Annotated in this window: 26 protein-coding genes and 1 tRNA gene; 14 read left to right on the top strand and 13 right to left on the bottom strand. The window is 69.8% G+C overall.

The annotated features are described in order from the left end of the window. Window positions 1–34 precede the first annotated feature (34 nt). The 4 genes from GY170_RS03230 to GY170_RS03215 all read left to right on the top strand — a co-directional run bounded on the left by GY170_RS03230 (window position 35) and on the right by GY170_RS03215 (window position 3,172). Window positions 35–346: an antifreeze protein gene (locus GY170_RS03230; protein ID WP_163889910.1), complete on the top strand. Its 312-nt coding sequence runs from the start codon at window positions 35–37 to the stop codon at window positions 344–346. Next, window positions 343–726 carry a lysozyme inhibitor LprI family protein gene (locus GY170_RS03225; RefSeq protein WP_163889908.1) on the top strand — a complete coding sequence of 128 codons (384 nt, stop codon included), beginning with the start codon at window positions 343–345 and terminating at the stop codon, window positions 724–726. Before GY170_RS03230 ends, GY170_RS03225 begins: the two co-directional genes overlap by 4 nt. An 11-nt stretch (window positions 727–737) precedes the next feature. Then, entirely contained in the window at window positions 738–2,498 is a 1,761-nt protein-coding gene (gene ureC, locus GY170_RS03220; RefSeq protein WP_163889906.1) for an urease subunit alpha, read from the top strand. Window positions 2,499–2,560: 62 nt separating this feature from the next. Next, a complete protein-coding gene (locus GY170_RS03215; protein ID WP_163889904.1) occupies window positions 2,561–3,172 on the top strand; it encodes a hypothetical protein in 612 nt (203 codons plus the stop codon). An 89-nt stretch (window positions 3,173–3,261) separates the two neighbouring features. On the opposite strand, the gene GY170_RS03210 is transcribed toward GY170_RS03215, so the two are convergent. Further along, window positions 3,262–3,336: transfer RNA gene (locus tag GY170_RS03210), tRNA-Thr, on the bottom strand. A 500-nt stretch (window positions 3,337–3,836) separates the two neighbouring features. On the opposite strand from GY170_RS03210, the gene GY170_RS03205 reads away from it, so the two are divergent. From GY170_RS03205 to GY170_RS03175, 7 genes are all read left to right on the top strand, one after another. Beyond that, complete coding sequence (locus tag GY170_RS03205; RefSeq protein ID WP_167803284.1) at window positions 3,837–3,998, top strand: hypothetical protein; 162 nt, start codon at window positions 3,837–3,839, stop codon at window positions 3,996–3,998. After that, window positions 3,999–5,267, top strand: a complete 1,269-nt coding sequence (murA, locus tag GY170_RS03200; protein WP_163889902.1) for a UDP-N-acetylglucosamine 1-carboxyvinyltransferase — start codon at window positions 3,999–4,001, stop codon at window positions 5,265–5,267. Between the two features lie 155 nt (window positions 5,268–5,422). Beyond that, window positions 5,423–5,944 (top strand): DUF2948 family protein, encoded by a 522-nt coding sequence (locus GY170_RS03195; protein ID WP_163889900.1) that lies wholly within the window; start codon window positions 5,423–5,425, stop codon window positions 5,942–5,944. Continuing rightward, window positions 5,941–6,462, top strand: coding sequence for a GNAT family N-acetyltransferase (locus GY170_RS03190; RefSeq protein WP_163889898.1), 522 nt, complete (start codon window positions 5,941–5,943; stop codon window positions 6,460–6,462). The genes GY170_RS03195 and GY170_RS03190 overlap by 4 nt, the downstream gene beginning before the upstream one ends. A 75-nt stretch (window positions 6,463–6,537) precedes the next feature. After that, a complete protein-coding gene (proC, locus tag GY170_RS03185) occupies window positions 6,538–7,344 on the top strand; it encodes a pyrroline-5-carboxylate reductase (protein WP_163889896.1) in 807 nt (268 codons plus the stop codon). Then, window positions 7,337–7,693, top strand: a complete 357-nt coding sequence (locus GY170_RS03180) for a tRNA-binding protein (RefSeq protein ID WP_163889894.1) — start codon at window positions 7,337–7,339, stop codon at window positions 7,691–7,693. The genes proC and GY170_RS03180 overlap by 8 nt, the downstream gene beginning before the upstream one ends. Then, a complete protein-coding gene (locus GY170_RS03175) occupies window positions 7,690–8,649 on the top strand; it encodes a 2-hydroxyacid dehydrogenase (protein ID WP_163889892.1) in 960 nt (319 codons plus the stop codon). Before GY170_RS03180 ends, GY170_RS03175 begins: the two co-directional genes overlap by 4 nt. On the opposite strand, the gene GY170_RS03170 is transcribed toward GY170_RS03175, so the two are convergent. After that, on the bottom strand, window positions 8,646–10,097 hold the full coding sequence (locus tag GY170_RS03170; protein WP_163889890.1) for a 1-acyl-sn-glycerol-3-phosphate acyltransferase: 1,452 nt from the start codon (window positions 10,095–10,097) through the stop codon (window positions 8,646–8,648). The two genes, GY170_RS03175 and GY170_RS03170, sit on opposite strands and share 4 nt — an antisense overlap. Before the next feature lie 522 nt (window positions 10,098–10,619). Between GY170_RS03170 and GY170_RS03165 the strand changes: the two genes are divergently transcribed. The 3 genes from GY170_RS03165 to GY170_RS03155 all read left to right on the top strand — a co-directional run bounded on the left by GY170_RS03165 (window position 10,620) and on the right by GY170_RS03155 (window position 12,402). Then, window positions 10,620–10,943 (top strand): H-NS histone family protein, encoded by a 324-nt coding sequence (locus tag GY170_RS03165; protein ID WP_163889888.1) that lies wholly within the window; start codon window positions 10,620–10,622, stop codon window positions 10,941–10,943. A 56-nt stretch (window positions 10,944–10,999) separates the two neighbouring features. Next, window positions 11,000–11,704, top strand: coding sequence for a purine-nucleoside phosphorylase (deoD, locus tag GY170_RS03160; RefSeq protein ID WP_163889886.1), 705 nt, complete (start codon window positions 11,000–11,002; stop codon window positions 11,702–11,704). Window positions 11,705–12,060: 356 nt separating this feature from the next. Further along, a complete protein-coding gene (locus tag GY170_RS03155; protein WP_163889885.1) occupies window positions 12,061–12,402 on the top strand; it encodes a DUF6455 family protein in 342 nt (113 codons plus the stop codon). 61 nt (window positions 12,403–12,463) lie between these two features. On the opposite strand, the gene creD is transcribed toward GY170_RS03155, so the two are convergent. The 11 genes from creD to GY170_RS03100 all read right to left on the bottom strand — a co-directional run bounded on the left by creD (window position 12,464) and on the right by GY170_RS03100 (window position 21,806). Further along, window positions 12,464–13,870, bottom strand: coding sequence for a cell envelope integrity protein CreD (gene creD / locus GY170_RS03150; RefSeq protein WP_163889883.1), 1,407 nt, complete (start codon window positions 13,868–13,870; stop codon window positions 12,464–12,466). Between the two features lie 116 nt (window positions 13,871–13,986). Further along, entirely contained in the window at window positions 13,987–14,745 is a 759-nt protein-coding gene (locus GY170_RS03145; protein WP_163889881.1) for an ABC transporter permease, read from the bottom strand. 4 nt (window positions 14,746–14,749) lie between these two features. Next, entirely contained in the window at window positions 14,750–15,727 is a 978-nt protein-coding gene (locus GY170_RS03140; RefSeq protein WP_163889879.1) for an ATP-binding cassette domain-containing protein, read from the bottom strand. A gap of 380 nt (window positions 15,728–16,107) precedes the next feature. Continuing rightward, window positions 16,108–16,887 (bottom strand): succinate dehydrogenase iron-sulfur subunit, encoded by a 780-nt coding sequence (locus GY170_RS03135; protein WP_163889877.1) that lies wholly within the window; start codon window positions 16,885–16,887, stop codon window positions 16,108–16,110. Window positions 16,888–16,900: 13 nt separating this feature from the next. After that, window positions 16,901–17,194: a hypothetical protein gene (locus tag GY170_RS03130; protein WP_163889875.1), complete on the bottom strand. Its 294-nt coding sequence runs from the start codon at window positions 17,192–17,194 to the stop codon at window positions 16,901–16,903. Window positions 17,195–17,283: 89 nt separating this feature from the next. Beyond that, entirely contained in the window at window positions 17,284–19,089 is a 1,806-nt protein-coding gene (gene sdhA, locus GY170_RS03125; protein ID WP_163889873.1) for a succinate dehydrogenase flavoprotein subunit, read from the bottom strand. 52 nt (window positions 19,090–19,141) lie between these two features. After that, window positions 19,142–19,531, bottom strand: coding sequence for a succinate dehydrogenase, hydrophobic membrane anchor protein (gene sdhD / locus GY170_RS03120; RefSeq protein ID WP_163889871.1), 390 nt, complete (start codon window positions 19,529–19,531; stop codon window positions 19,142–19,144). A 7-nt stretch (window positions 19,532–19,538) separates the two neighbouring features. Next, the gene (gene sdhC, locus GY170_RS03115; RefSeq protein WP_163889869.1) at window positions 19,539–19,928 is read right to left on the bottom strand and encodes a succinate dehydrogenase, cytochrome b556 subunit; all 390 of its coding nucleotides are present in this window, start codon (window positions 19,926–19,928) and stop codon (window positions 19,539–19,541) included. 283 nt (window positions 19,929–20,211) lie between these two features. Then, complete coding sequence (locus GY170_RS03110) at window positions 20,212–20,415, bottom strand: DUF1737 domain-containing protein (RefSeq protein ID WP_163889867.1); 204 nt, start codon at window positions 20,413–20,415, stop codon at window positions 20,212–20,214. Next, on the bottom strand, window positions 20,416–20,970 hold the full coding sequence (locus GY170_RS03105; protein ID WP_163889865.1) for an NnrU family protein: 555 nt from the start codon (window positions 20,968–20,970) through the stop codon (window positions 20,416–20,418). Beyond that, window positions 20,958–21,806: an HpcH/HpaI aldolase/citrate lyase family protein gene (locus tag GY170_RS03100; protein WP_163889863.1), complete on the bottom strand. Its 849-nt coding sequence runs from the start codon at window positions 21,804–21,806 to the stop codon at window positions 20,958–20,960. The genes GY170_RS03105 and GY170_RS03100 overlap by 13 nt, the downstream gene beginning before the upstream one ends. Between the last annotated feature and the right edge of the window lie 97 nt (window positions 21,807–21,903).

Below are 21,903 nucleotides of genomic sequence, written 5' to 3'. Positions count from 1 at the left end.
CCCTCCCCCCGCCCACCCCACAGGATGCGCGCAGATGTCTGAAGATCCTGCCGGCAGCATGGCCGAGGCGATGGACGCCTCCTTCCGCTTCTGGACCATGGCCGCCGAGGCGCAGCGCGTCGCGGCCATGCGCGTCATGGGCATGATGGGCGTCTGGCCCGTCGCGCTCAACGAATCCTCCCGCATGTGGGAGGAGAAGGGCGATGCCTTCACCCGCGCCTGGTTCGCCGGCGCGGCGGCAGGCGTCGCCGGGGCGAGCCCGGCCGCCGTCTTCACCGCGGCGCTGGCGCCCATCGGGGTGGCGACGAAGGCCAATTACAAGCGACTGAGCGGAGGCGAGAAATGAGCGCCCTCCGCCACGCCCTGCTGGGCGCGCCCCTCGCCCTCCTTCTCCTCGCGGCGCCCGCCGCGGCGCAGGTCGACTGCTCCGACGGCGGCACCACGCAGGCCGACATGAACCATTGCGCGCTCGCCACCTACCGTGAGGCCGACGCGACGCTCAACGACACCTGGGCCGAGGTGCGCGGCCAGCTCGGCACCGACAGCGCCGTCTACGAGCAGCTCCTCGCCGCGCAGCGCCTCTGGATCGAGTTCCGCGATGCCGCCTGCGCCGCCGAGGCGGCGCTCTACGAGGGCGGCTCGATGGCGCCCATGGTCGAATCCACCTGCTACACGCGCCTGACGGAGGCGCGCACGCAGGACCTTACCAATTTCCTCACGCCCTGAGAGAGACGCCCATGCCCGCCACCATCTCCCGCGCCGATTACGCCGCCATGTTCGGCCCCACCGTGGGCGACCGCCTCCGCCTCGCCGATACCGACCTCATCATCGAGGTCGAGCGTGACCTGATCGCCGAGCGCGTCGGCGCCGCGATCTCCGGCGGCTCGGGGCAGAACGCGCTGAGCTATGGCGAGGAGGTGAAGTTCGGCGGTGGCAAGGTCATCCGCGACGGGATGGGGCAATCCCAGGCGACGCGGGCGCAGGGGGCGGTCGATACGGTCATCACCAACGCGCTGATCCTCGACTGGACGGGCATCGTGAAGGCTGACGTGGGGCTGAAGGACGGCCGCATCGTCGGCATCGGCAAGGCCGGCAACCCCGACACGCAGCCCGGCGTCGACATCATCGTCGGCCCGGGGACAGAGGCGATCGCCGCCGAGGGGCGCATCCTCACCGCCGGCGGCATCGACAGCCACATCCACTTCATCTGCCCCCAGCAGATCGAGGACGCGCTCGCCTCGGGCCTGACCACGATGATCGGCGGCGGCACCGGGCCGGCCCATGGCACGCTGGCCACCACCTGCACGCCCGGCCCCTGGCATCTGGCGCAGATGATCGGCGCCGCAGAGGCCTTCCCGATGAACCTGCTCTTCTCCGGCAAGGGCAATGCTTCGCTGCCGGGCGCGCTGATCGAGCAGGTCGAGGGCGGCGCCGGCGCGCTGAAGCTGCATGAGGATTGGGGCACCACCCCCGCGGCCATCGACTGCTGCCTCGGCGTCGCCGACGAGATGGACGTGCAGGTGATGATCCACACCGACACGTTGAACGAAAGCGGCTTCGTCGAGAACACCGTGGCGGCCATGAAAGGCCGCACGATCCACGCCTTTCACACCGAGGGGGCAGGCGGGGGCCACGCGCCGGATATCATCAAGATCTGCGGGGAGGAGCACGTCATCCCCTCGTCGACCAACCCCACGCGGCCCTTTACGGTGAACACGATCGAGGAACATCTCGACATGCTCATGGTCTGCCACCATCTCGACAAGTCGATCCCCGAGGATGTGGCCTTTGCCGAAAGCCGCATCCGGCGAGAGACCATCGCGGCGGAGGATATCCTGCACGACATGGGCGCCTTCAGCATCATCGCCAGCGACAGCCAGGCGATGGGGCGGGTCGGCGAAGTCATCATCCGCACGTGGCAGACGGCGGACAAGATGAAGAAGCAGCGCGGCCGGCTCGCCGAGGAGCAGGGCGCCAACGACAATATCCGTGCCCGCCGCTACGTCGCGAAATACACGATCAACCCCGCCATCGCGCATGGCATCGCGCACGAGACCGGCTCCATCGAGGTCGGCAAGCGCGCCGACCTGGTGCTCTGGAACCCCGCCTTCTTCGGCGTGAAGGCGGAGATGGTGCTGATCGGCGGCTCCATCGCGGCGGCGCAGATGGGCGACCCCAACGCCTCCATCCCCACACCGCAGCCCGTCTACATGCGCCCGATGTTCGGCGCCTACGGGCTGAACCGGAGCAATACGTCAGTCGTCTTCACCTCCGCCGCCGCCGTGGAGGCGGGGCTGGAGGAGAGGATCGGCTGCCGCAAGGCGCTGGTCCCGGTGAAGGGCACGCGCGGCATCGGCAAGCGGGACCTCAAGCTCAACGACCTCCTGCCGAAGGTGGAGGTGAACCCGGAGACCTACGAGGTGCGCGCCGACGGCGAGCTGCTGACCTGCCAGCCGGCGACGGAGCTGGCCATGGCGCAGCGGTATTTCCTTTTCTGACAGGCGGTTGCCCCCGGGGGGGCGGGGCGGGCAGGGTGCGATCACCTGACAAGGAGCGCCCCATGACCCGCCTCACCATCCTCGCCCTCATCACTGCCGGGCCCGCCTTCGCCGAATGCCCCGTGCCGGCCGATATGGAGACCGGCATCCGCGTCGAGTACAGCGACGGGCTGGTCGAGATGTTCCGCGCCTCCGGGCCGGGCGTGGTGGAATCCATTGGCGTGGATTACGACGAGCCCATCTACTGGATGGAGATGGCGCAGGGCCTTTACGTGACGGACTATGCCGAGGTCTGGGGCGATTTCATCGACCTGCCCAACGCCACGCGCCACGATTACGGCGCGCCGGCGGCGGAGCTGCCGGTGCCCGAGCCCGCCGGGCGGTGGGACGCGCGGCCGGATTTACTCTACCCCGATGAGGCGCCGGTGAGCGTGACGCAGAGCTATGTCTTCGGGCCCGAGGAGGCGATCAGCGTTGGCGCGTGCCGCTTCGATGCGCTGGAGGTGACGACCGCCTACCAGAGTGACGACAATTACATCGAGGGCGTGACCTACCTGAGCGATTTCGGCTTCGGCTGGCTGGCGTGGATGGACGACGAGACCGACGGCTACTCGACCTATTCCGCCGTCTCCATCGCACCGATGGCGCCCGGCGACTGGCCGCTGAAGAATTAGGCGGTGGCGCTCGAACCTGGCCACGGCCCCTCGCGGCAGCGCTTGCGGGCGGGCGCAGGTCGCAGAATTGAGCGATGTCAGGGACATCCTGGTGCTGCTGGAGAGATTCGAACTCTCGACCTCTCCCTTACCAAGGGAGTGCTCTACCCCTGAGCTACAGCAGCGCCGTGGTGCGCGCCCTTTTAGCAACCGCGCGCGCCCACGCAAGCGGATTTTCTGGAGAGAGGGCTGAGGGCATCTGCGGGTGACCTCGGAGGGCGTTCTCGACTTGGGAGCGGGCGGGGAGCGGACGTCGTCCGATGCCCCCACGCCGCCGCTCTTCCCCCCGCGCGGAATCAAGCCGCAGGCGCCGCGCGAGCGCCGGCCCGTCCCGGCGGGCTGGCGCTGTGGCTGGGCTTGGTGCCCAGCGGGCCGCGGGGAGGGGCTTGGCTGGCATAAAGCGCACCGCGGCCAGGGCGGAGCGCCACCCCACGGGCCGGCGTGAGAGGGCAGCGCCTGTGGCGAGCGGGGCCAGCTCAGGCGGCGCAACCAGGCGCTCCCTGCCGGCCTCGTCCGGCAGCGCCCCGGCGCGCAGGAGCCCAAATGAAAGCCCGGGCAGGCGGGGGAGTGCCGCCGGGGCAGCCCGGATGCTGGACCTGAGGCCCCGGCCGGAGTATCGGGGTTCATGAGCGCGGATCAGAACAAGAGCGACCGCGACGCGCGGAAGAAGGCGGCCCTCAAGGCCAACATCGCGCGGCGCAAGGCGCAGGCCCGCGCCCGGGCGGAGACGGCGGATGAGCCGCCCCGCCCCGAGGCAGACCAAGAGGCAGAGCAGGAGGACCCCTGAATGGACTCGATCATCGTCACCGGCGGCGCGGAGCTGTCGGGCGACATCCCCATCGCCGGGGCCAAGAACGCCTGCCTGGCGCTGATGCCGGCCACGCTCCTCTCCGAGGAACCGCTGACGCTGACCAACGCGCCGCGCCTCAGTGACATCGCCACCATGTCGGCCCTGCTGGGCTCGCTCGGCTCCGAGGTCTCGCTGCTGGCGGGCGGCAAGGTCATCGCCATGTCGAGCCACCAGCTCACCTCGACGCGCGCCGATTACGACATCGTCCGCAAGATGCGCGCCTCCAACCTCGTCCTCGGCCCCCTGCTCGCCCGCGAGCACCAGGCGACCGTCTCCCTCCCCGGCGGCTGCGCCATCGGCGCCCGGCCGATGGATATCCACGTCTCCGCGCTGGAGGCGATGGGCGCCGAGATCGAGCTGAAGGACGGCTACCTGCACGCCATCGCCCGCGGCGGGCTGAAGGGCGCGCGGCACAGGCTGAAGTTCCCCTCCGTCGGGGGGACGGAGAACATGCTGATGGCAGCGACGCTCGCCCGCGGCACCACGGTGATCGAGAATGCCGCCCGCGAGCCGGAGATCGTCGACCTCGCCAAGTGCCTGCGCGCCATGGGCGCCCGGATCGAGGGCGAGGGCAGCGAGACCATCACCATCGAGGGCGTCGACCGCCTGCACGGCGCCACGCACGAGGTGGTCACCGACCGCATCGAGCTGGGCACCTACATGCTCGCCCCCGTCATCGCCGGCGGCGAGGTGGAATGCCTCGGCGGCCGGCTCGACCTTGTCGAGTCCTTCGCCGAGAAGCTGCACGATGCCGGCGTCGTGGTCGAGCAGACCAACCGGGGCATCAAGGTGCGCCGCGCCAACGGGCGCATCCATGCCGTCGATGTCTCCACGGCCCCCTACCCCGGCTTCCCCACCGACCTGCAGGCGCAGATGATGGCGATGCTCTGCACCGCCGCCGGCACCTCCACGCTGGAGGAGACGATCTTCGAGAACCGCTTCATGCACGCGCCCGAGCTGGTGCGCATGGGCGCCAAGATCGAGGTGCACGGCGGCACCGCCTCCGTCACCGGGGTGGAGCGGCTGAAGGGGGCGCCGGTCATGGCGACCGACCTGCGCGCCTCCGTCTCGCTGATTCTCGCCGGCCTCGCGGCGGAGGGGGAAACGCGGGTGAACCGCGTCTATCACCTCGACCGCGGCTACGAGGAGCTGGAGGCCAAGCTCTCCGGCGCCGGCGCGAAGATCGAGCGGGTGGCCGGGCAGTAAGGCCCGTCGATGAACAGGCGCCGATGACCGGGCGGGCGCGTGAGCGGTGACAGGCCGGTGCGCCCGGGTCTGCGCCCGGCGGGGCTTGCCCTGCCGGCCCCGTGACGCCATCTGGGGCCTTGCAACGAGCGCCACGCCGGGGAGAGAGCCATCACATGAGCGGACCTGATAGCGACAGACCTCTGGAGGACGCGCGTTTCGAGGAGGGGGCGGAGACGCCCCTGCGCCTCATCGCCCGCGACGCGGAGGACCTCGCCGTCATCTCCTCGCTCTGCCAGGATGCCGTGCTGCCCGCTTCGGAGATGCGGTGGGACCGCAGCTCCCGCCGCTTCGCGCTGCTGCTCAACCGCTTCCGCTGGGAGGATGCGACGAAGGCCGAGGCGCGGCGGCGGCCGTTCGAGCGGGTGCGGTCGCTGCTCGTCATCGCCGATGTGCTCCGCGTGCAGAGCCAGGGCCTGCCGCCGCGCGCCGAGGGCACCGTGCTGTCGCTGCTCTCCCTCGCATGGGAGCCGGGGGAGGATGGCGCCGGGCGGCTGATCCTCACCCTCGCCGGCGATGCCGCCATCGCCATCGAGGCGGAGGATCTGGAGGTGAACCTGCGCGACGTCACTCGCCCCTACCTCGCCCCCTCGCGCAAGGCGCCCGAGCATGACGCCGACGATGACCCCCGATCATGACGATGCCTGATACCGCCCCCGCCGGCCTCTCCGTCCGCCGCCTCGGCCCCGCCGATGTCATCGCCTACCGCCACGTGCGGCTGGAATCGCTGCGCGAGCACCCGGGGGCCTACGGCACCACCTTCGCCGACATGGCCAATGCCCCGCACGCGGCCTTCGCCGAGCGGTTGGAGAAGGCGGTGATCTTCGGGCTTTACACCTCGCACGGGCTGGAGGGGCTGATGTGCCTCTCGCGCGAGAGGGGCAGCAACGCGGCGCACCGCGCCACGATCACGCAGGTCTACGTGCGCGAGGCGCTGCGCGGACAGGGCGCCGCCTCGATGCTGCTCGACACGCTGGTGGAGGAGGCCCGCGCCATGGGCATCCTGCAGCTGGAGCTGAGCGTGGCGGAGACCAATCCCCGCGCCCATGACTTCTACACCCGCCGCGGCTTCGTGCGCATCGGCGTTATCCCCCGCGCGCTGCGGCCGGAGGGGGAGTTCACCGACGAGATCCTGCTGATGCGGCGGCTGGACTGACCGGGTGCGTGCCCCCTCTGCTTGAACAGGGGCGCGGGCGCGCCTAGGCTCCCCCGCGAACAAAGAGGGGGCATCATGGATATCGGCAAGATCGGGTCGCGCGGGCTCGTGCTCATCGGCTGCGGCAAGATGGGCTCGGCCATGCTGGAAGGCTGGCTGAAATCCGGCCTGCCGCCCGACAGCGTCCATGTGCGGGACCCCAAGCCCTCCGACTGGCTGGTGGCGCAGGGCGTGCGCATCAACGAGGCGCTGCCGGAGAACCCGGCCGTCGCCCTCATCGCCGTCAAGCCGCAGATGATGGGGGAGGCGCTGCCCGCCGCCTCCGCGCTCGGCGGGGGCGAGACGCTGGTGATCTCCATCGCCGCCGGGACGCCGATCTCCGCCTTCGAGGCGGCCTTCGGCCCCGGCACGCCGATCGTGCGCGCCATGCCCAACACGCCAGCCGCCATCGGCCGGGGCATCACCGCGATGATCGGCAACGAGGCCGCGACGGCGGAGCATCTCGACACCTCCGAGACGCTGCTCTCCGCCATCGGGCAGGTCGTGCGGCTGGAGGCGGAGGCGCAGATGGATGCCGTCACCGCCCTCTCCGGCTCCGGCCCCGCTTACGTCTTCCACCTGATCGAGTGCATGGCCGCCGCCGGCGAGGTGCTCGGCCTCGCGCCCGAGATGGCCATGCAGCTCGCCAAGGCCACCGTCTCCGGCGCCGGGCAGCTGGCGGAGTCTGCCGACGAGGCGCCCTCCGAGCTGCGCCGCAACGTGACCTCGCCCAACGGGACGACGCAGGCGGGGCTGGAGGTGCTGATGGCCGGCCTGCCGGAGCTTGTCGCCGGCACCATGGCCGCCGCCAAGCTGCGCAGCGAGGAGCTGGCCAATGGCTGAGGTCGGCCCCGCGCCCGAGATCGCCTTCGACGACTTCATGAAGGTCGATATCCGCGTCGGCCGGATCACCCGGGCAGAGCCCTTCCCCGAGGCGAGGAAGCCCGCAATCAAGCTCTGGGTCGATTTCGGGCCGGAGCTGGGGGAGAAGAAATCCTCCGCCCAGATCACCGCCCATTACGAGCCGGAGGCGCTCGTCGGCCGGCAGGTGCTGGCCGTCGTCAACTTCCCGCCCCGCCAGATCGGCCCTGTCATGTCGGAGGTGCTGGTCCTCGGCGTCCCCGATGACGAGGGGCAGGTCGTCCTCATCGGGCCCGATGCGCCCGTCACACCCGGAGTTCGCCTGTTTTGAAGAAGCTGCTGATCACCCGCCCCGTCCCCGACGTCAATATCGCCTTCGCGCGGGAGCATTTCGACGCCACCATCCGCCCCTCGGCCATTCCCCTCACCCGGGAGGAGGCCATCGCCGCGCTGGCGGAATACGACGCCATCGTCCCCACGCTCGGCGACGATTTCTCCGCCGCCACCTTCGACGCGGCCGGCGAGTTCCGCTGCGGCGTGCTGAGCAACGTCGGCGTCGGCTACAACCATATCGACGTGACGGCAGCGCGGGCGAAGGGGGTGCAGGTCACCAACACGCCCGGCGTGGTGACGGATGCGACGGCCGATATCGGGATGTCGCTCATCCTGGCCGCCTGCCGCCGCGCCTCGGAAGGCGAGCGCATCCTGCGGGCCGGACGGTGGCAGGGCTTCGGCCCGATGGACATGCTCGGCACGCATGTCACCGGCAAGACGCTAGGCATCGTCGGCATGGGGCGGATCGGCCAGGCCGTGGCGCACCGGGGCCATTACGGCTTCTCGATGCCGGTGATCTACTTCAACCGCTCGAAGAAGGAGGTCGACGTCCCCTCCCGTCAGGTCGAGACGCTGCACGAGCTGATGGGCGAGGCCGATATCGTGGTGGTGACCGTCCCCGTCACGGCCGAGACGAAAAACATCATCGACGCCGACGCGCTGGCGGCGATGAAGCCGAGCGGCGTCTTCATCAACATCGCCCGCGGCAACGTCGTGGACGAGCCGGCGCTGATCGACGTGCTGGAGCGGGGCGCCATCCGCGCCGCGGGACTCGACGTCTACGTCAATGAGCCCGAGGTGCCGGAGCGGCTGCGCGTGCTCGAGAACGCGGTGCTCTACCCCCACCTCGGCACCGCCGCTCTGGAGGTGCGGGAGATGATGGGCCAGATGGCGCTGGATAACGTCTTGGCCTGGTCTGAGGGCAAGACACTGCCGCAGGGGCTGGAGAGCTAGGAGCGGGGGCCGGCGGCCTCCGCCACGTCTGCCTCGGTCGCGGGGGCCGGCTCCGCCTCCGGGTCCACCGGGTCGACGATGGGCGCGGGGTCGAGCTGCAGCTCCGGCGCGAAGTGGTGGGCAATGGAATCGGCGTAATAGGTGAGGACGGGGCGAGCGCCGTCCTTCATCCGCCAGAGGCCCCTCTCCTCCACCAGCAGACGCCGCTCGGCGAGGATCTCCAGCGCGTCGTCCACCAGCTGGCGCGGATCGCGGCGGGGCAGCGCCTGGCCGAGGCCGGAGAGCGCCTCGATATCCGCCCCCACCGCCTCGATCAGCGCCGCCCGCTCCAGCCCCCGCTCCTGCCCCAGCATCACGCGGGAGACGAGCGGCACCGGCAGGGGCGGCACGACGGCGGCGATGCGGGCCATCAACTCCTCCGCCAGCCCCTCGACGTTGCCGCCCGCGGCGCGATGCGCCTTCAGCGAGAGCGGCGTGCCGAAGCCGACGGAGGCGGTGCCGAAGCTCTTGAACTGGCGTGTCATCCGCAGCCAGACGTGGCGGGCGATGCTCTTGGCCACGTGGCCGAAGGGCGGGCGGAACTCGCGATGTGCCGGGTCCGCCGCAATGAGGATGCGATCCTCCAGCACCCGGTCGTAGTTGAGGCCGACGGGCACGAAGATCACGTCCCGCTCCAGGGCCTCGTCGGCGATGTAGCTGAGAAGCCCCAGCTTCGGCGGCGCGAGGCGCCCGGTGAGGGAGAGACCGCCCTCGGGGAAGATCGCCTGCGTCACCCCGCCCTCGACCGACATCTGCACGTAGCGCGCCAGCACCCGGCGGTAGAGGGCCGAGCGGTCCTTGCGGCGGATGAAGTAGGCCCCCATCGCCCGCACCAGAGCGGACATCGGCCAGACCCGCGCCCATTCGCCCACGGCGTAGGAGAGCGTGGAGGTGCGGCTGACGAGCCATGTCACCAGCACGTAATCCATGTTGCTGCGGTGGTTCATCACGAAGACGACCGAGGCACCGGGATCGATCACGTCGAACCGGCCGCGATCCAGCGCGCCGATCCGCACGCGGTAGAGCGAATGGGAGAGCCAGCGCGCCACGCGGATGCCGAATGAGAAATAGACGGTGGCGGAGAAGCGGGGCACGATTTCCCGCGCGTGGCGGCGGGCCAATTCGAAGGCGACGTTCTCCGGCACGCGGTTGCGGCGGGCATGGTCATGAATGGCGCGGTTGACCTCGGTATCGTAGATCAGCCGCTGGATCATGTCGTGCCGGCGGGCGAGCTTGAATGGCTCGATCGGCCGCGCCAGCCGCTTGTTCATCCGCGCCACCAATCGCTCCGCCCGCCGCCGCACGAACCAGCGGACGGAGGGAAAGAGGAAGTGCGACGCGAAGGTGACCGCCGCGAAGACGACGATCAGCGCAAGAAGCCAGATCGGAACGTCCACCGTCTGAAACATTGGCGGACGCTGGCATCATTCTCGCCCCGGGTAAAGGACCGACGCGGACGTGACGCGGCAGAGGCGCGACAATTGGCCACAGGCTGAACATTTGCCCGCCGCGGCCCGCGACGAATAGCCGACGGCGCAGACGCGGCAGAATGAGGCAACGGGTTATTATCTGACCTTCGGTCATCAAGCAGAGGCACAACTTAAGGGATAGTGCTTTATTTACGGATTGTTAGTAAATTAATTCACCCGCGAGGCATTCCGGGCGCTCGCCGAATGTCGAATAAAAACAAGTGCATGAAAAAACGGGAGTTTACTAAACATCCCGGCCCCTGCGACAAATAACGCCAAAGCTGATGGAGGCCCGCTCCTGACGCGGTGCCCTCCGGATACCGACCGGCTTGGCTGAAAACGGATATTTGACCCGGCGTTCCGCCGCTCAGCGCCTCGTCATGACGAATTGGGAATTACATTCTATTGCCTCCGGCCAGCGGATTGCCTAAAGGCTGGAAATCATTTGAAAGGAGACCACTCATGCCGACCGATCTCAACAGCCTATCCCGCACCGAGCTGCAGAAGATGCAGAAGGATGTCGACAAGGCTCTTTCGACCCTCGCTGAACGCGAACGTAAAGCCGCGCTGAAGGCCGCGGAACAGGCGGCGGCCGAGCATGGCTATTCGCTTTCCGACCTGACGTCGGCCCCGGGCGCGAAACCGAAGAAGAACGGCTCCAAATCCCCGGCGAAATACCGCAATCCCGCCGATCCCTCGCTGACGTGGACGGGCAAGGGCCGCCGCCCCGCGTGGATCCGGGAGGCGCAGGAAAACGGCGTCGACATCGCGCAATACGAGATATGAAGCACCGGGGCTGATCACGGCGCGCCGGTAAGCGCGGCTCAACAAGGGGATACATGATGAGCACGCATATCGGCGCGGCGCCCGGCGACATTGCCGAAACGGTCCTGATGCCCGGAGACCCGTATCGGGCCCGCTGGGCGGCTCAGACGTTTCTCGACGCGCCGCGCCTCATCAACGAGGTGCGGGGCATGCTCGGCTACACCGGCACATGGCGCGGCCATCCGGTGACGATCCAGGGTTCCGGCATGGGGATGCCGTCGCTCTCGATCTACGCCAACGAGCTGCTGCGGGAGTACGGGGCGAAGACACTCATTCGCATCGGCTCCTGCGGCGCGATGCAGGAGGCGGTGAAGCTGCGCGACGTCGTCATCGCCCAGACGGCGAGCGCTGCCTCCACCCCCTCCTCCACCATCTTCCGCGAGATGGGCTTCGCCCCGTCGGCCGACTACCGGCTGTTGGCGGCGGCGGTCGCCGCGGCCGAGGAGAAGGGGCTGACGCCGCATGTCGGCGGCATCTATTCCTCCGACACCTTCTACGACGAGCGGGCCGACCTGACGGAGCAGCTTCAGCGCCACGGCGTGCTGGCGGTGGAGATGGAGGCGGCGGAGCTCTACACCCTCGCCCTGCGCCACGGCGCCCGGGCGCTGGCGGTGCTGACGGTCTCCGATCACCTCGTGACGCACGAGGCGCTGCCGGCGAAGGATCGCGAGCAGAGCTTCGGCGACATGGTCGAGATCGCCCTCACCGCCGCTTTCGCCTGATCTAGCGAGCTCGGGGCGGGCCTCACCCCCGCTCCTCCGCTTGCCTCCCCGCACCACGCCCGCAGGCGCAGGGCGAGCGCCGGACCGTGGGGTGGCGCTCTGACATTGCCGCTTTGCGCTTTATGCCGGCCAAGCCCCTCCCCGCTCCGAGCTGAGCGCTGCCGTCACCGGAGCGCCAGCCCGCCGGGACGGGCCGGCGCTCGCCCTGCGCCTTTGGCGCGTACCGGGCGGGGCAAAGCTCCCCCGTAGGGTGCGTGCTCGGCACGCACCGCTCCTCCGCCCTCCTTGACCCATATCAAGGCGCCGCCCGCCCCCGGCGGCCTATGCTCCCGACCAGACCCAACCGGAGGAGCGTCATGTCCATCCTGTCTCGCCTGATCCCGGAGGGCGCCGCGACCCGCCGCGCCCGCGAAATCGCCAGCCTGCCCGAGGGGGACCTCGCGGCGTGGGGCGTCAGCCGCGCCGAGCTTTCCGGCCTCGCCCGGATGCCCCACGAGCAGATCGTGCGGATGGAGCGGATGGCCCATGTCTTCGGCGCCGACAGCCTGCGCCCCGAACAGCAGGCGGAGATCGCCCGCGCCTGCGCCGGCTGCTTCGCCCATGGCCAGTGCCGCGGCGCGCTGGCGGAGGAGGCCGGGCCCGAGCGCATGGGCTTCTGCCCCAACGCCACGACCTTCCGGCAGATCGCGGAGGGCTGAGCCCTCCGCCGCAAACGGGGGCCCGAAAGCCCCCGCGCGTCAGTCTTCCGCCTTCGGCGTTTTATGTGTGGGGCGCGGGGGGCGGAGCCGGGGGCGCTTCGGCCGGCAGGGAGGCCGGCGGGGGCGCCCCCACCCGGAACCAGCCGCGCCGCGCCGTGCCCTCCGGCCCGTACCACTCCTCGTTCCGCGTGGCCGCCATCGTGCCCGCCAGCGCCGCGAAGGCGAGGGTCGAGCCGGCGATCAGCGCGTAATCCGCCGAGGCGAGGATCAGGTAGAGCAGCGCGTAGAGCACCACGAGCATCGCGGTGAGCACCCATGTCCGCCGCCCCAGCTTCAGCCCCGCAAAGCCGAAGAAGGTGAGCAGCCCGATCGTGGCGACGGAGGAGAGCAGGTAGGCCGGCCCGTAGCCGATCTGCTCGGCATAGGCGACCATCAGCAGCACGAAGATCGACTGCGCCAGCCCGATCAGGATGTACTGCACTGGATGCGTCGGTTTGCCGGAGCGCCCCTCGACCAGCAGCACCGTGAGGAAGGTCAGCGCGATGAAGAGGATGCCGTAGCGCGCCGCGCGATAGGCCTTCTGGTAGAAGTCGTTCGGCTGGAAGAAGCGCAGCCCCATCGCCTCGGCCCGCGCCGTGCCGAGCCAGTCCTCGCGGCTGGCATGGGGAAGCGGGCGGGCGAGATGCGGGATGGTCCATTCCGCCGTGAAGCCCTCCTCGCTCACCTCCTGCGCATCGGGCAGGAAGGCGCCCTGGAAGCTCGGGTGCGGCCAGTCCGACGTGATGCGCAGGTGGCTGGTGAGCCCGACCGGCGCCACGAAGAGCGCGCCCGCGCCGTTGAAGCCCATCTCCATCCCGATCTCGCCGAGCTGGCGAGGGTCCCCCACTCGCGCGACGATGCCGTTGCCCGTCCATGGCTCGAGCACCAGCGGCTCGCCGCCGGCGGTGATCGCCGTCTCCCCCCGGAGCGCCCGGTTGGAGGAGAAGCCGACGCGCAGTTCCGCCTCGTCCCAGAGGATCGTCTCCATCTCGCCGAGCAGGGCCTCGACGCCCGAGAGGTCGAAGCTCGCCGAACCGACGGCCGAGGCGGAATAGACGGGCACGGTGAAGATGCCCCGCTGCCGTTCCTCCGAGCGGGTGTCGATCTGCATCTCGAAGCGATCCGGGAAGACATGGATCGACTGGACCCGCTCCCTCTGCGTCACCAGTCGCTCCGCCGTCGGCACGCCGGAGGTCGAGGGGCTCGCGGCCGGGTCGACCGGGCGGGTCGTCACGCCCTCGACCGGGATGACGAGCTGAGGGCCGGCCAGCACCTGCTCGCCGCCCCATTCGGCGCCGACCTCGTCGATGGCCTGGCGGGAATAGCTCGCCCGGTCGTCGATCACCGCGCCGACGAGGAAGAGCGGGATGAACATGAAGAGGGCCAGCAGCCCCACGATGAAAAAGCGCCACCCGGCGGATCTGAGCATGTGTGTCTCCTCACTTTGCCGCGCCCGGGATGCCACGGACGCCGCGGCGCCGGCCTGCGGCGCCCGTGCAGGAGATGCGCAGGTGCCGCGCGGCGCCGCCAGTCAGGAGATCCGGCCTACTTCACCTGGCCGGAGAAGACACGCGCCCCGACCCAGAGCCCCAGCACCATCAGCGCCAACGCGAGGCCGAAGCCGAAGGCCGCCGTCATCGACAGGATGTCGCCGAGGAAGACCGCCCTGAGTCCGTCCACCACGTGCTTGAACGGGTTGATGTCGGAGAGGACCTGCAGCCAGCGCGGCGCGAGGCTCATGGGCAGCAGGATGCCCGAGAGCAGCAGCACCGGAAGGGCGAACATGTTGATGAGGGGGGCGAAGCTGTCCTCCGACTTCAGCGCCAGCCCGGCGGCGTAGGAGAAGGCCGAGAAGGCCCCGCCGAGGAGGGCGACGAGCAGCAGGCCGAGCCCCATCACGTAGAGCGGCACGGCGAGGCCGAAGAGCGTCGCCGCCGCCATCAGCACCGCGCCCTGGACGGTGAGCGAGACGACGTCGCGCAGCACCCGGCCGAGGATCAGCGCCCCGCGCGGCGCCGGGCTCACCAGCATCCGGTCCACCACGCCCGCCCGCCATTCGGCGATGACGGCGAAGCCCACGAAGAAGCCGCCGAAGATGCCGAGCTGCACCAGCAGGCCGGGGACGAAGATCTTCCACGAATCGCCGGGCGGGAAGCCGGGGACGGAGGCCACCTGCTCCAGCAGCGGGCCGAAGAGCGTCAGGTACATGATCGGCTGGAGTAGCCCGATCAGCACCCAGGCGGGGTTGCGCAGCGACAGGATCATCTGCCGGCGGAAGATCGTCCAGGTATCGCGCCAGAACATCGGGCTATTCCCTCAGCGAACGGCCGGTCAGGGCCAGGAAGACATCGTCGAGCGTCGGGCGGGAGAGCTCGGCGCCGATCGGCTCCGCCCCGGCATCGGAGAGGCGCTTGATCAGCCCCGGCAGGGCGCGAGCGCCGTCGGGCAGGTTGAGGAACAGAACGTTCCCCTGCCGAACCACGTTGGCCGCGCCCTCCAGCCCGGCGGCCACTTCCTCCCCCGTCTCGGCCGCCTCGCCGCCGGAGAAGGTGAGCGTCAGGCTGTCGCCCTTCAGCTCCGCCTTCAGCTTGGTGGCGGTGCCCTCGCCGACGATCTCGCCCTTGTCGATGATCAAGAGCCGGTCGGAGAGGCTGTCGGCCTCGTCCATGTAATGCGTGGTGAGGAAGATCGTCGTGCCGAGCTCGTCGCGCAGCCGGCGGATATGCTCCCAGAGGTTCGCCCGCGCCTGCGGGTCGAGCCCGGTGGTCGGCTCGTCGAGGAAGACAAGCTCCGGCCGGTGGATCAGGCCCATGACGATATCGAGCCGCCGCCGCTGCCCGCCGGAGAGGTTCTGGCTCTTGCGCCTCTCCAGCCCGCCGAGATCCAGCGCCTCCATCAGCTCCAGCCCGCGCCGGCGCGCTTCCTTTGTGGAGAGGCCATAGAGCCGCCCCTGGCTCTCGATCTCCAGCATCAGCGGCGCATCGGGCAGCGTCGAGCCGGCCTGGCTGACGTAGCCGATGCGCTTGCGCACGCCGAGCGGGTCCGCCGCGAGATCGCAGCCGGAGACATTGGCGGTGCCGCCGGAGGGCTTGAGCAGGGTGGCCAGCATCTTCAGCGTCGTCGTCTTGCCGGCGCCGTTGGGCCCGAGGAAGCCGACGATCTCGCCCGGGGCGACGTCGAGGTCCACGCCCGTCACGGCCACGACCTCCTGCCCCTTGCGGCCGGCATAGGTCTTCCTCAACCCGCGCGCGTGGATCGCCCCCGCCTCACCCGAAGTCTCCGCCATGCCATCGCTCCCTCGCCCCGCCGCTGGCGCGAAGTAAGGGACCTTCCCCGCGGAATGACAAGCCCGCCCTCGGGCCACCCGCGCCCGGCCTCCAGACCCGCCCCTGTCTTTGGTCCCCAAAAATCCTCGGGGGGCTGCCTCCGGCAGCGGGGGGCAGACAGCCCCCCTCCCCGGCCCCCTCCCCGCACCGCCCTCTCCGCGTCGCGCGCCTCTCCACCTCCCTCCGGCCCGCCAGGTCAGCGCGCCGAACGCCGCCGGGGGTCCGGGGGGCGTCCCCCGGCCCCCGCCACCTGTCCCGCCGCCCGCCACAAGAGCGGCCACGCACGAAAAAGGGCCGGCCCATTTGGACCGGCCCCTGGTCATCCCGCTCGTCCGACGTGTCAGACCACGCGGTCGAGCATCATGCCCTTGATCTCCTGGATCGCTTTCGCGGGGTTCAGGCCCTTGGGGCAGGTCTTGGCGCAGTTCATGATCGTGTGGCAGCGGTAGAGCTTGAAGGGGTCCTCCAGCTGGTCCAGCCGCTCCGGCGTCGCCTCGTCGCGGCTGTCGATGATCCAGCGGTAGGCGTGCAGCAGCGCGGCCGGGCCGAGGTAGCGGTCGCCGTTCCACCAGTAGCTCGGGCAGGCGGTGGAGCAGGAGGCGCACATGATGCACTCGTAGAGCCCGTCGAGCTTGCGGCGGTCCTCGATGGACTGCTTCCACTCCTTCGCCGGCTCGTTCGACTTCGTCTCCAGCCACGGCATGATGGAGGCATGCTGGGCGTAGAAGTGCGTGAGGTCGGGGATGAGATCCTTCACCACCGGCATGTGCGGCAGGGGATAGATGCGGATCGTGCCCTTGATCTGCTCATGGCCCCAGGTGCAGGCCAGCGTGTTGATCCCGTCGATGTTCATCGCGCAGGAGCCGCAGATCCCTTCCCGGCAGGAGCGGCGGAAGGTCAGCGTCGGGTCGATCTCGTTCTTGATCTTGATGAGCAGGTCGAGAACCATCGGACCGCAGGTGTCCATGTCGACGAAATAGGTGTCGAGCCGCGGGTTCTTCCCGTCATCGGGCGTCCAGCGGTAGATCTGAACCTTGCGGACATTGCTCGCGCCCTCCGGCTTCGGCCAGGTCTTGCCGGTCACCATGCGGGAGTTCTTGGGGAGCGTCAGTTGAACCATGGCTGCCTCTTTCTCACAGGCGCGGCGGGCGGATCGGGGCGGCCCCGGTGCGCTGCCAGACGCATTCGTTATAGACCTCCAAGGGGTCGCGCCCGGCGATGTAGTCGCTCGAGAGCCCGATGGAGAGGCCCACGGAGGGGCCGGAGTTGGAATTGACGCCGAGGCGCGCCTCGCCCGTCGGCCCCGTCGCGGCGCGGGCGCGCGCCTCGCAATACTGCGCGACCTCTTCGGGGTCGGGCGGCAGGCTGGGGCCGCAGGCGGCGAGGATCGGCAGGGCGCAGAGGGCGGCGAGGGCAAGGCGGCTCACGGGGAGGACACTCCTGGTGCGGCGGGGCGCCGGGATGGCGCCTGTCCCCACATGTCTAGCCGCTCTTGTCGCACGCACCCGCATCACGATCAGTACACCCGCGCCTTCGGGGCGATCCGCTTCAGCTCGATGCCGCCTTCGGCCTCTTCGCTGAGGGGCTCGAGGTGGACGGGCCGGTAGGCGAGCTTCACGTCGTTCCCCTCGACCACGGCGAGGGAGTGCTTGCGCCATTCCTCGTCGTTGCGATCCGGCCAGTCCTCGTGCGCATGGGCGCCGCGGCTTTCCTTGCGGGCCTCGGCGGCGACGATGGTGGCCAGCGCGTTGGGCATCAGGTTCGCCAGTTCCAGCGTCTCCATCAGGTCGGAGTTCCAGACCATGGAGCGGTCGGTGACCCTGATGTCGCCCATCTTGCCGGCGACGGCCTTCATCTTCTCCACGCCCTCGGCGAGCGTCTTGTCGGTGCGGAAGACGGCGGCGTCCTGCTGCATGGTCTTCTGCATCTCCAGCCGCAGCTCGGCGGTGGGCGTGCCGCCCTTGGCGTGGCGGAGGCCGTCGAAGCGCTCCAGCGCCTTGTCGATAGAGGCCTTCGGCGCCACGGGGGCCGGCGTCGTCGGGTCGACGATGCCACCGGCGCGGATCGCGGCGGCGCGGCCGAAGACGACGAGGTCGATCAGCGAGTTGGAGCCGAGCCGGTTGGCCCCGTGGACGGAGGCGCAGCCCGCCTCGCCCACCGCCATCAGGCCGGGGGCGATGGCATCGGGGTTCTCCTCGGTCGGGTTCAGCACCTCGCCCCAGTAATTCGTCGGGATGCCGCCCATGTTGTAATGCACCGTCGGCAGCACCGGGATCGGCTCCTTCGTGACATCGACGCCGGCGAAGATCTTGGCGCTTTCCGAGATGCCGGGCAGGCGCTCGGCCAGCGTCGCCGGGTCGAGGTGGTTGAGGTTGAGGTGGATATGGTCGCCCTCGGCGCCCACACCGCGGCCCTCACGGATCTCCATCGTCATGCAGCGGCTGACGACGTCGCGCGAGGCGAGATCCTTGTAGGTGGGCGCATAGCGCTCCATGAAGCGCTCGCCTTCGGAGTTCGTCAGGTAGCCGCCCTCGCCGCGGGCGCCCTCGGTGATGAGGCAGCCGGCGCCGTAGATGCCGGTGGGGTGGAACTGCACGAACTCCATGTCCTGCAGCGGCAGCCCGGCGCGGGCCACCATGCCGCCGCCGTCGCCCGTGCAGGTATGCGCGGAGGTGGCGGAGAAATAGGCGCGGCCGTAGCCGCCCGTCGCCAGCACCACCATCTTGGCGTTGAAGACATGCAGCGTGCCGTCATCGAGCTTCCACGCGAGTACGCCCTGGCACTGCCCGTCCTCGCTCATCAAGAGGTCGATGGCGAAGTACTCGATGTAGAACTCGGCCTTCTGCTTCAGGCTCTGCCCGTAGAGCGTGTGCAGGATGGCGTGGCCCGTGCGGTCGGCCGCGGCGCAGGTGCGCTGCACCGGCGGGCCCTCGCCGAACTCCGTCGTGTGGCCCCCGAAGGGGCGCTGGTAGATCTTGCCCTCCTCGGTGCGGCTGAAGGGGACGCCGTAATGCTCCAGCTCATAGACCGCCTTGGGAGCCTCGCGGGCGAGGTACTCCATGGCGTCGGTGTCGCCGAGCCAGTCGGAGCCCTTCACCGTGTCGTACATGTGCCATTGCCAGTGATCCGGCCCCATGTTGCCGAGCGAGGCGGCGATGCCGCCCTGCGCCGCGACGGTGTGCGAGCGGGTCGGGAAGACCTTGGTGATGCAGGCGGTGCGGAGCCCCTGCTCCGCCATGCCCAGCGTCGCCCTCAGCCCGGCGCCGCCGGCCCCGACGACGACGACGTCATAGGCGTGGGTCTCATATTCGTAGGAGCTCATGGGGTGGTCCTCGGTATCAATTCGGGTCGGCGGCCGTCACAGAGAGCCGGCGTCACATCGGCGGCAGCGGCAGGAGGGCGAGCCGGGCGATGGCGAAGAGCCCGTAGCCCGCCAGCGCGAGGCAGAGGAAGTTGACGCCGATCAGCACCAGCTTGCGCGTCCAGCCGCCGAGGTAATCCTCCACCGCCGAGCGGGCGCCGATGGCGAAGTGGTAGAAGCCGACGAGGATCGTCAGCCCCGCCACCACCGCCGGGAAGGGGCGGGACATGTAGATCAGCGCCACCTCGAAGGGCTCGCCGTAGACGCGCCCGAAGGTGAAGACGAAGAGCGGCACCAGCACCAGCAGCACCACGGAGGAGACGATGATCTGCCAGTGGTGATGCGCCCCCGAATGGGCGGAGCCGAGGCCGTTGGCACGCTTGCGGTCGGTCATGTAGGCCATGGGAACCTCAGCAGACGATGACGGTGATGACGGTGAGCACGGCGGCGGCGGCGACGATGACCTTGCCGGCCGTCTCCGCCTGGTCGACGCGGAGCATCCGGCCGGTATCCCAGATCAGGTGCCGCACGCCGGCGAGCGTGTGGTACCACAGGGCATAGACGGAGAGAGTCATGACGATGTCGCCGAACCAGCTTGTGATCACGCCGTTGGCGACCTCGAAGCTGCGGCCGCCCACGGACAGGCCGGCGAGGTACCAGACGACGAGGAAAGCGGCGACGATGAGCGACAGGCCGGTGATCCGGTTGGCGATCGAGGTCATCGACGTCCATTGCGGCCGGTAGTACTGGCCGAACATGAACGGGCTGAGCGGACGGTTGCCCCGGTTGACGTCGGCCATGCGGCTCCTCCTATCGCTCCGGCATACGATGGTGTTCATACCGATCCCGGCGGGTTTGTCACGCACCTGCAGCAAAATCGGCGGGAAAAGCGGCACTTGTGATCACATGGCGCGGGCGTGTGATCACGGGTTAATTCTCGTTACCGCTCGCAGGGATGCAGGGCGGCCGGGCGCCCCGAGTCGCCGCGCGCCCCCGGCCGGCCGGGGCCGGAAACCATATGGTTTCCGGAAGCGATTTCCATATGGACATCGGCGCGGGTGGCCGGCGGCGCACCGCAGCGGATCAGAGCTTGCCCAGCTTCATGCCGGGCTCGTACTCGCCCTCGACCTCCTTCGTCACCGCCTGCCCGCAGCGCATGGTGCCGTTGGCGTGGTCGAAGGCGTAGGTCGGCGGGCCGTGCAGCTGCCAGCCCTTGGCGAGCGCCTCCGTCACCTTGTGGCAAAAGGCGGACGTGTCGTCCTCCGTGAGGAACCTGTAGGCGATCATTCACATGCCTCCGAAGGGCGACGGGCCGAGCCAGCCGTGGATGTAGACGACGACGACGTAAACCACGACGGAGATGACCACGTAGATGGCGTCGCCCCACCAGGGCCCCCGGGGCGGGCGCGTCCACTCCGGCTGCTGGCGGTTGATGAGGATCATGTTGGCCAGCGCCCAGGCGAAGAGGCCGCCGAAGAGGATGATCGAGGCGAGGTCGCCGCGCACCAGCAGGTGGGCGATGGCCCATGTCTTCACCGCGTTCAGCATCGGGTGGCGCAGCTTGGTGCGCAACACCCCCCGCGAGAACTGCAGGTTGATGAGGATCACCGCCAGCAGCATCAGCAGCCAGTTGAGGTGCCGCAGGAAGGCGGGCGGCTGGTAGACGGGCACGTAGGCGGCATCGCCGTAGCCGATCACCATCAGCACGATGCCGATCAGCGAGGCGAGGGCGATGACGCCCTTGCCCGGCCCCTCGCCCAGCCGCGCCCGCAGGCCCGGCGCGAGGCGGCGCATCAGGTGCGCCCCGCTCCACAACAGAACGCCAAGGATCAACCAGCCCATGTTCCCCGCTCCTCGATCGCGTTCGCCCGCGCAAGAAGAACGCGCGCGGCCCGGACATGCAAGGATTCGACGATCCGCCCCTCCAGCACCGCCACCCCCTGCCCGGCCGCCTCGGCCTCCGCATGGGCGTCGATGACCGCGCGGGCGTGAGCCAGCTCCTCCGGCGAGGGGCCGAAGATCTCGTTGGCGGCGGCGATTTGCGCGGGGTGGATGAGCGTCTTGCCGTCGAAGCCCCAGGCCCGGCCCTCGGCGCATTCGGCGCGCAGCTGCGTCTCGTCGCGAAAGGCGTTGCAGACGCCGTCGAGCACCACCCGCCCGGCCGCCCGCCCGGCGAGCAGCGTCGCCTGCAGGGCATGGGCGAGGCCGGCGCGGGAGGTGGCGCCCAGCGCCTCGGCGAGGTCGTTGGTGCCGAGCACCAGCCCGGCGAGCGCCGGGTGGGCGGCGATGGCGGGCGCGTTGAGCACCCCGGCAGGCGATTCGATCATCGCCCAGAGCGGGATCCCGGGCGCCCGCTCCGCCACCACCGAGAGCTCCTCCGGCGCCGACACCTTGGGCAGGAGAAGGCCGTCCGGAGACAGGGGCGCGATGGTGGAGAGGTCTTCCGCCCCCCACTCGGTGGAGAGCGCGTTGATGCGCACGATCCGGGCGCGCGGGCCGTAGCCTCCGGCGGTGAGCGCCTGCGCCAGCGCGGTGCGGGCGGAGGGTTTCTCAGCGGGGGCGACGGCGTCCTCGAGGTCGAAGAGGATGGCGTCGCAGGGCAGGCCCCGCGCCTTCTCCATCGCGCGGGGGCGGCTGGCCGGAATGTAGAGCGCCGAGCGCCAGGGGCGGCTGTCCATGACGTGTCCTCCTCTGCGCCCAGAGGTGCCGCAGACGGGCGGCGGGGGCAATGTTGCGCGGGCGGCCGGAGCGGGGAGCGCGCCGTTAACCTCGATT

It is taken from the genome of Pseudoroseicyclus tamaricis, from assembly GCF_012070395.1.
GTDB lineage: Bacteria > Pseudomonadota > Alphaproteobacteria > Rhodobacterales > Rhodobacteraceae > Pseudoroseicyclus_A > Pseudoroseicyclus_A tamaricis.
The sequence above is the reverse complement of the archived record's forward strand: the minus strand, read 5'-3'. Positions and strand labels throughout refer to the sequence as shown.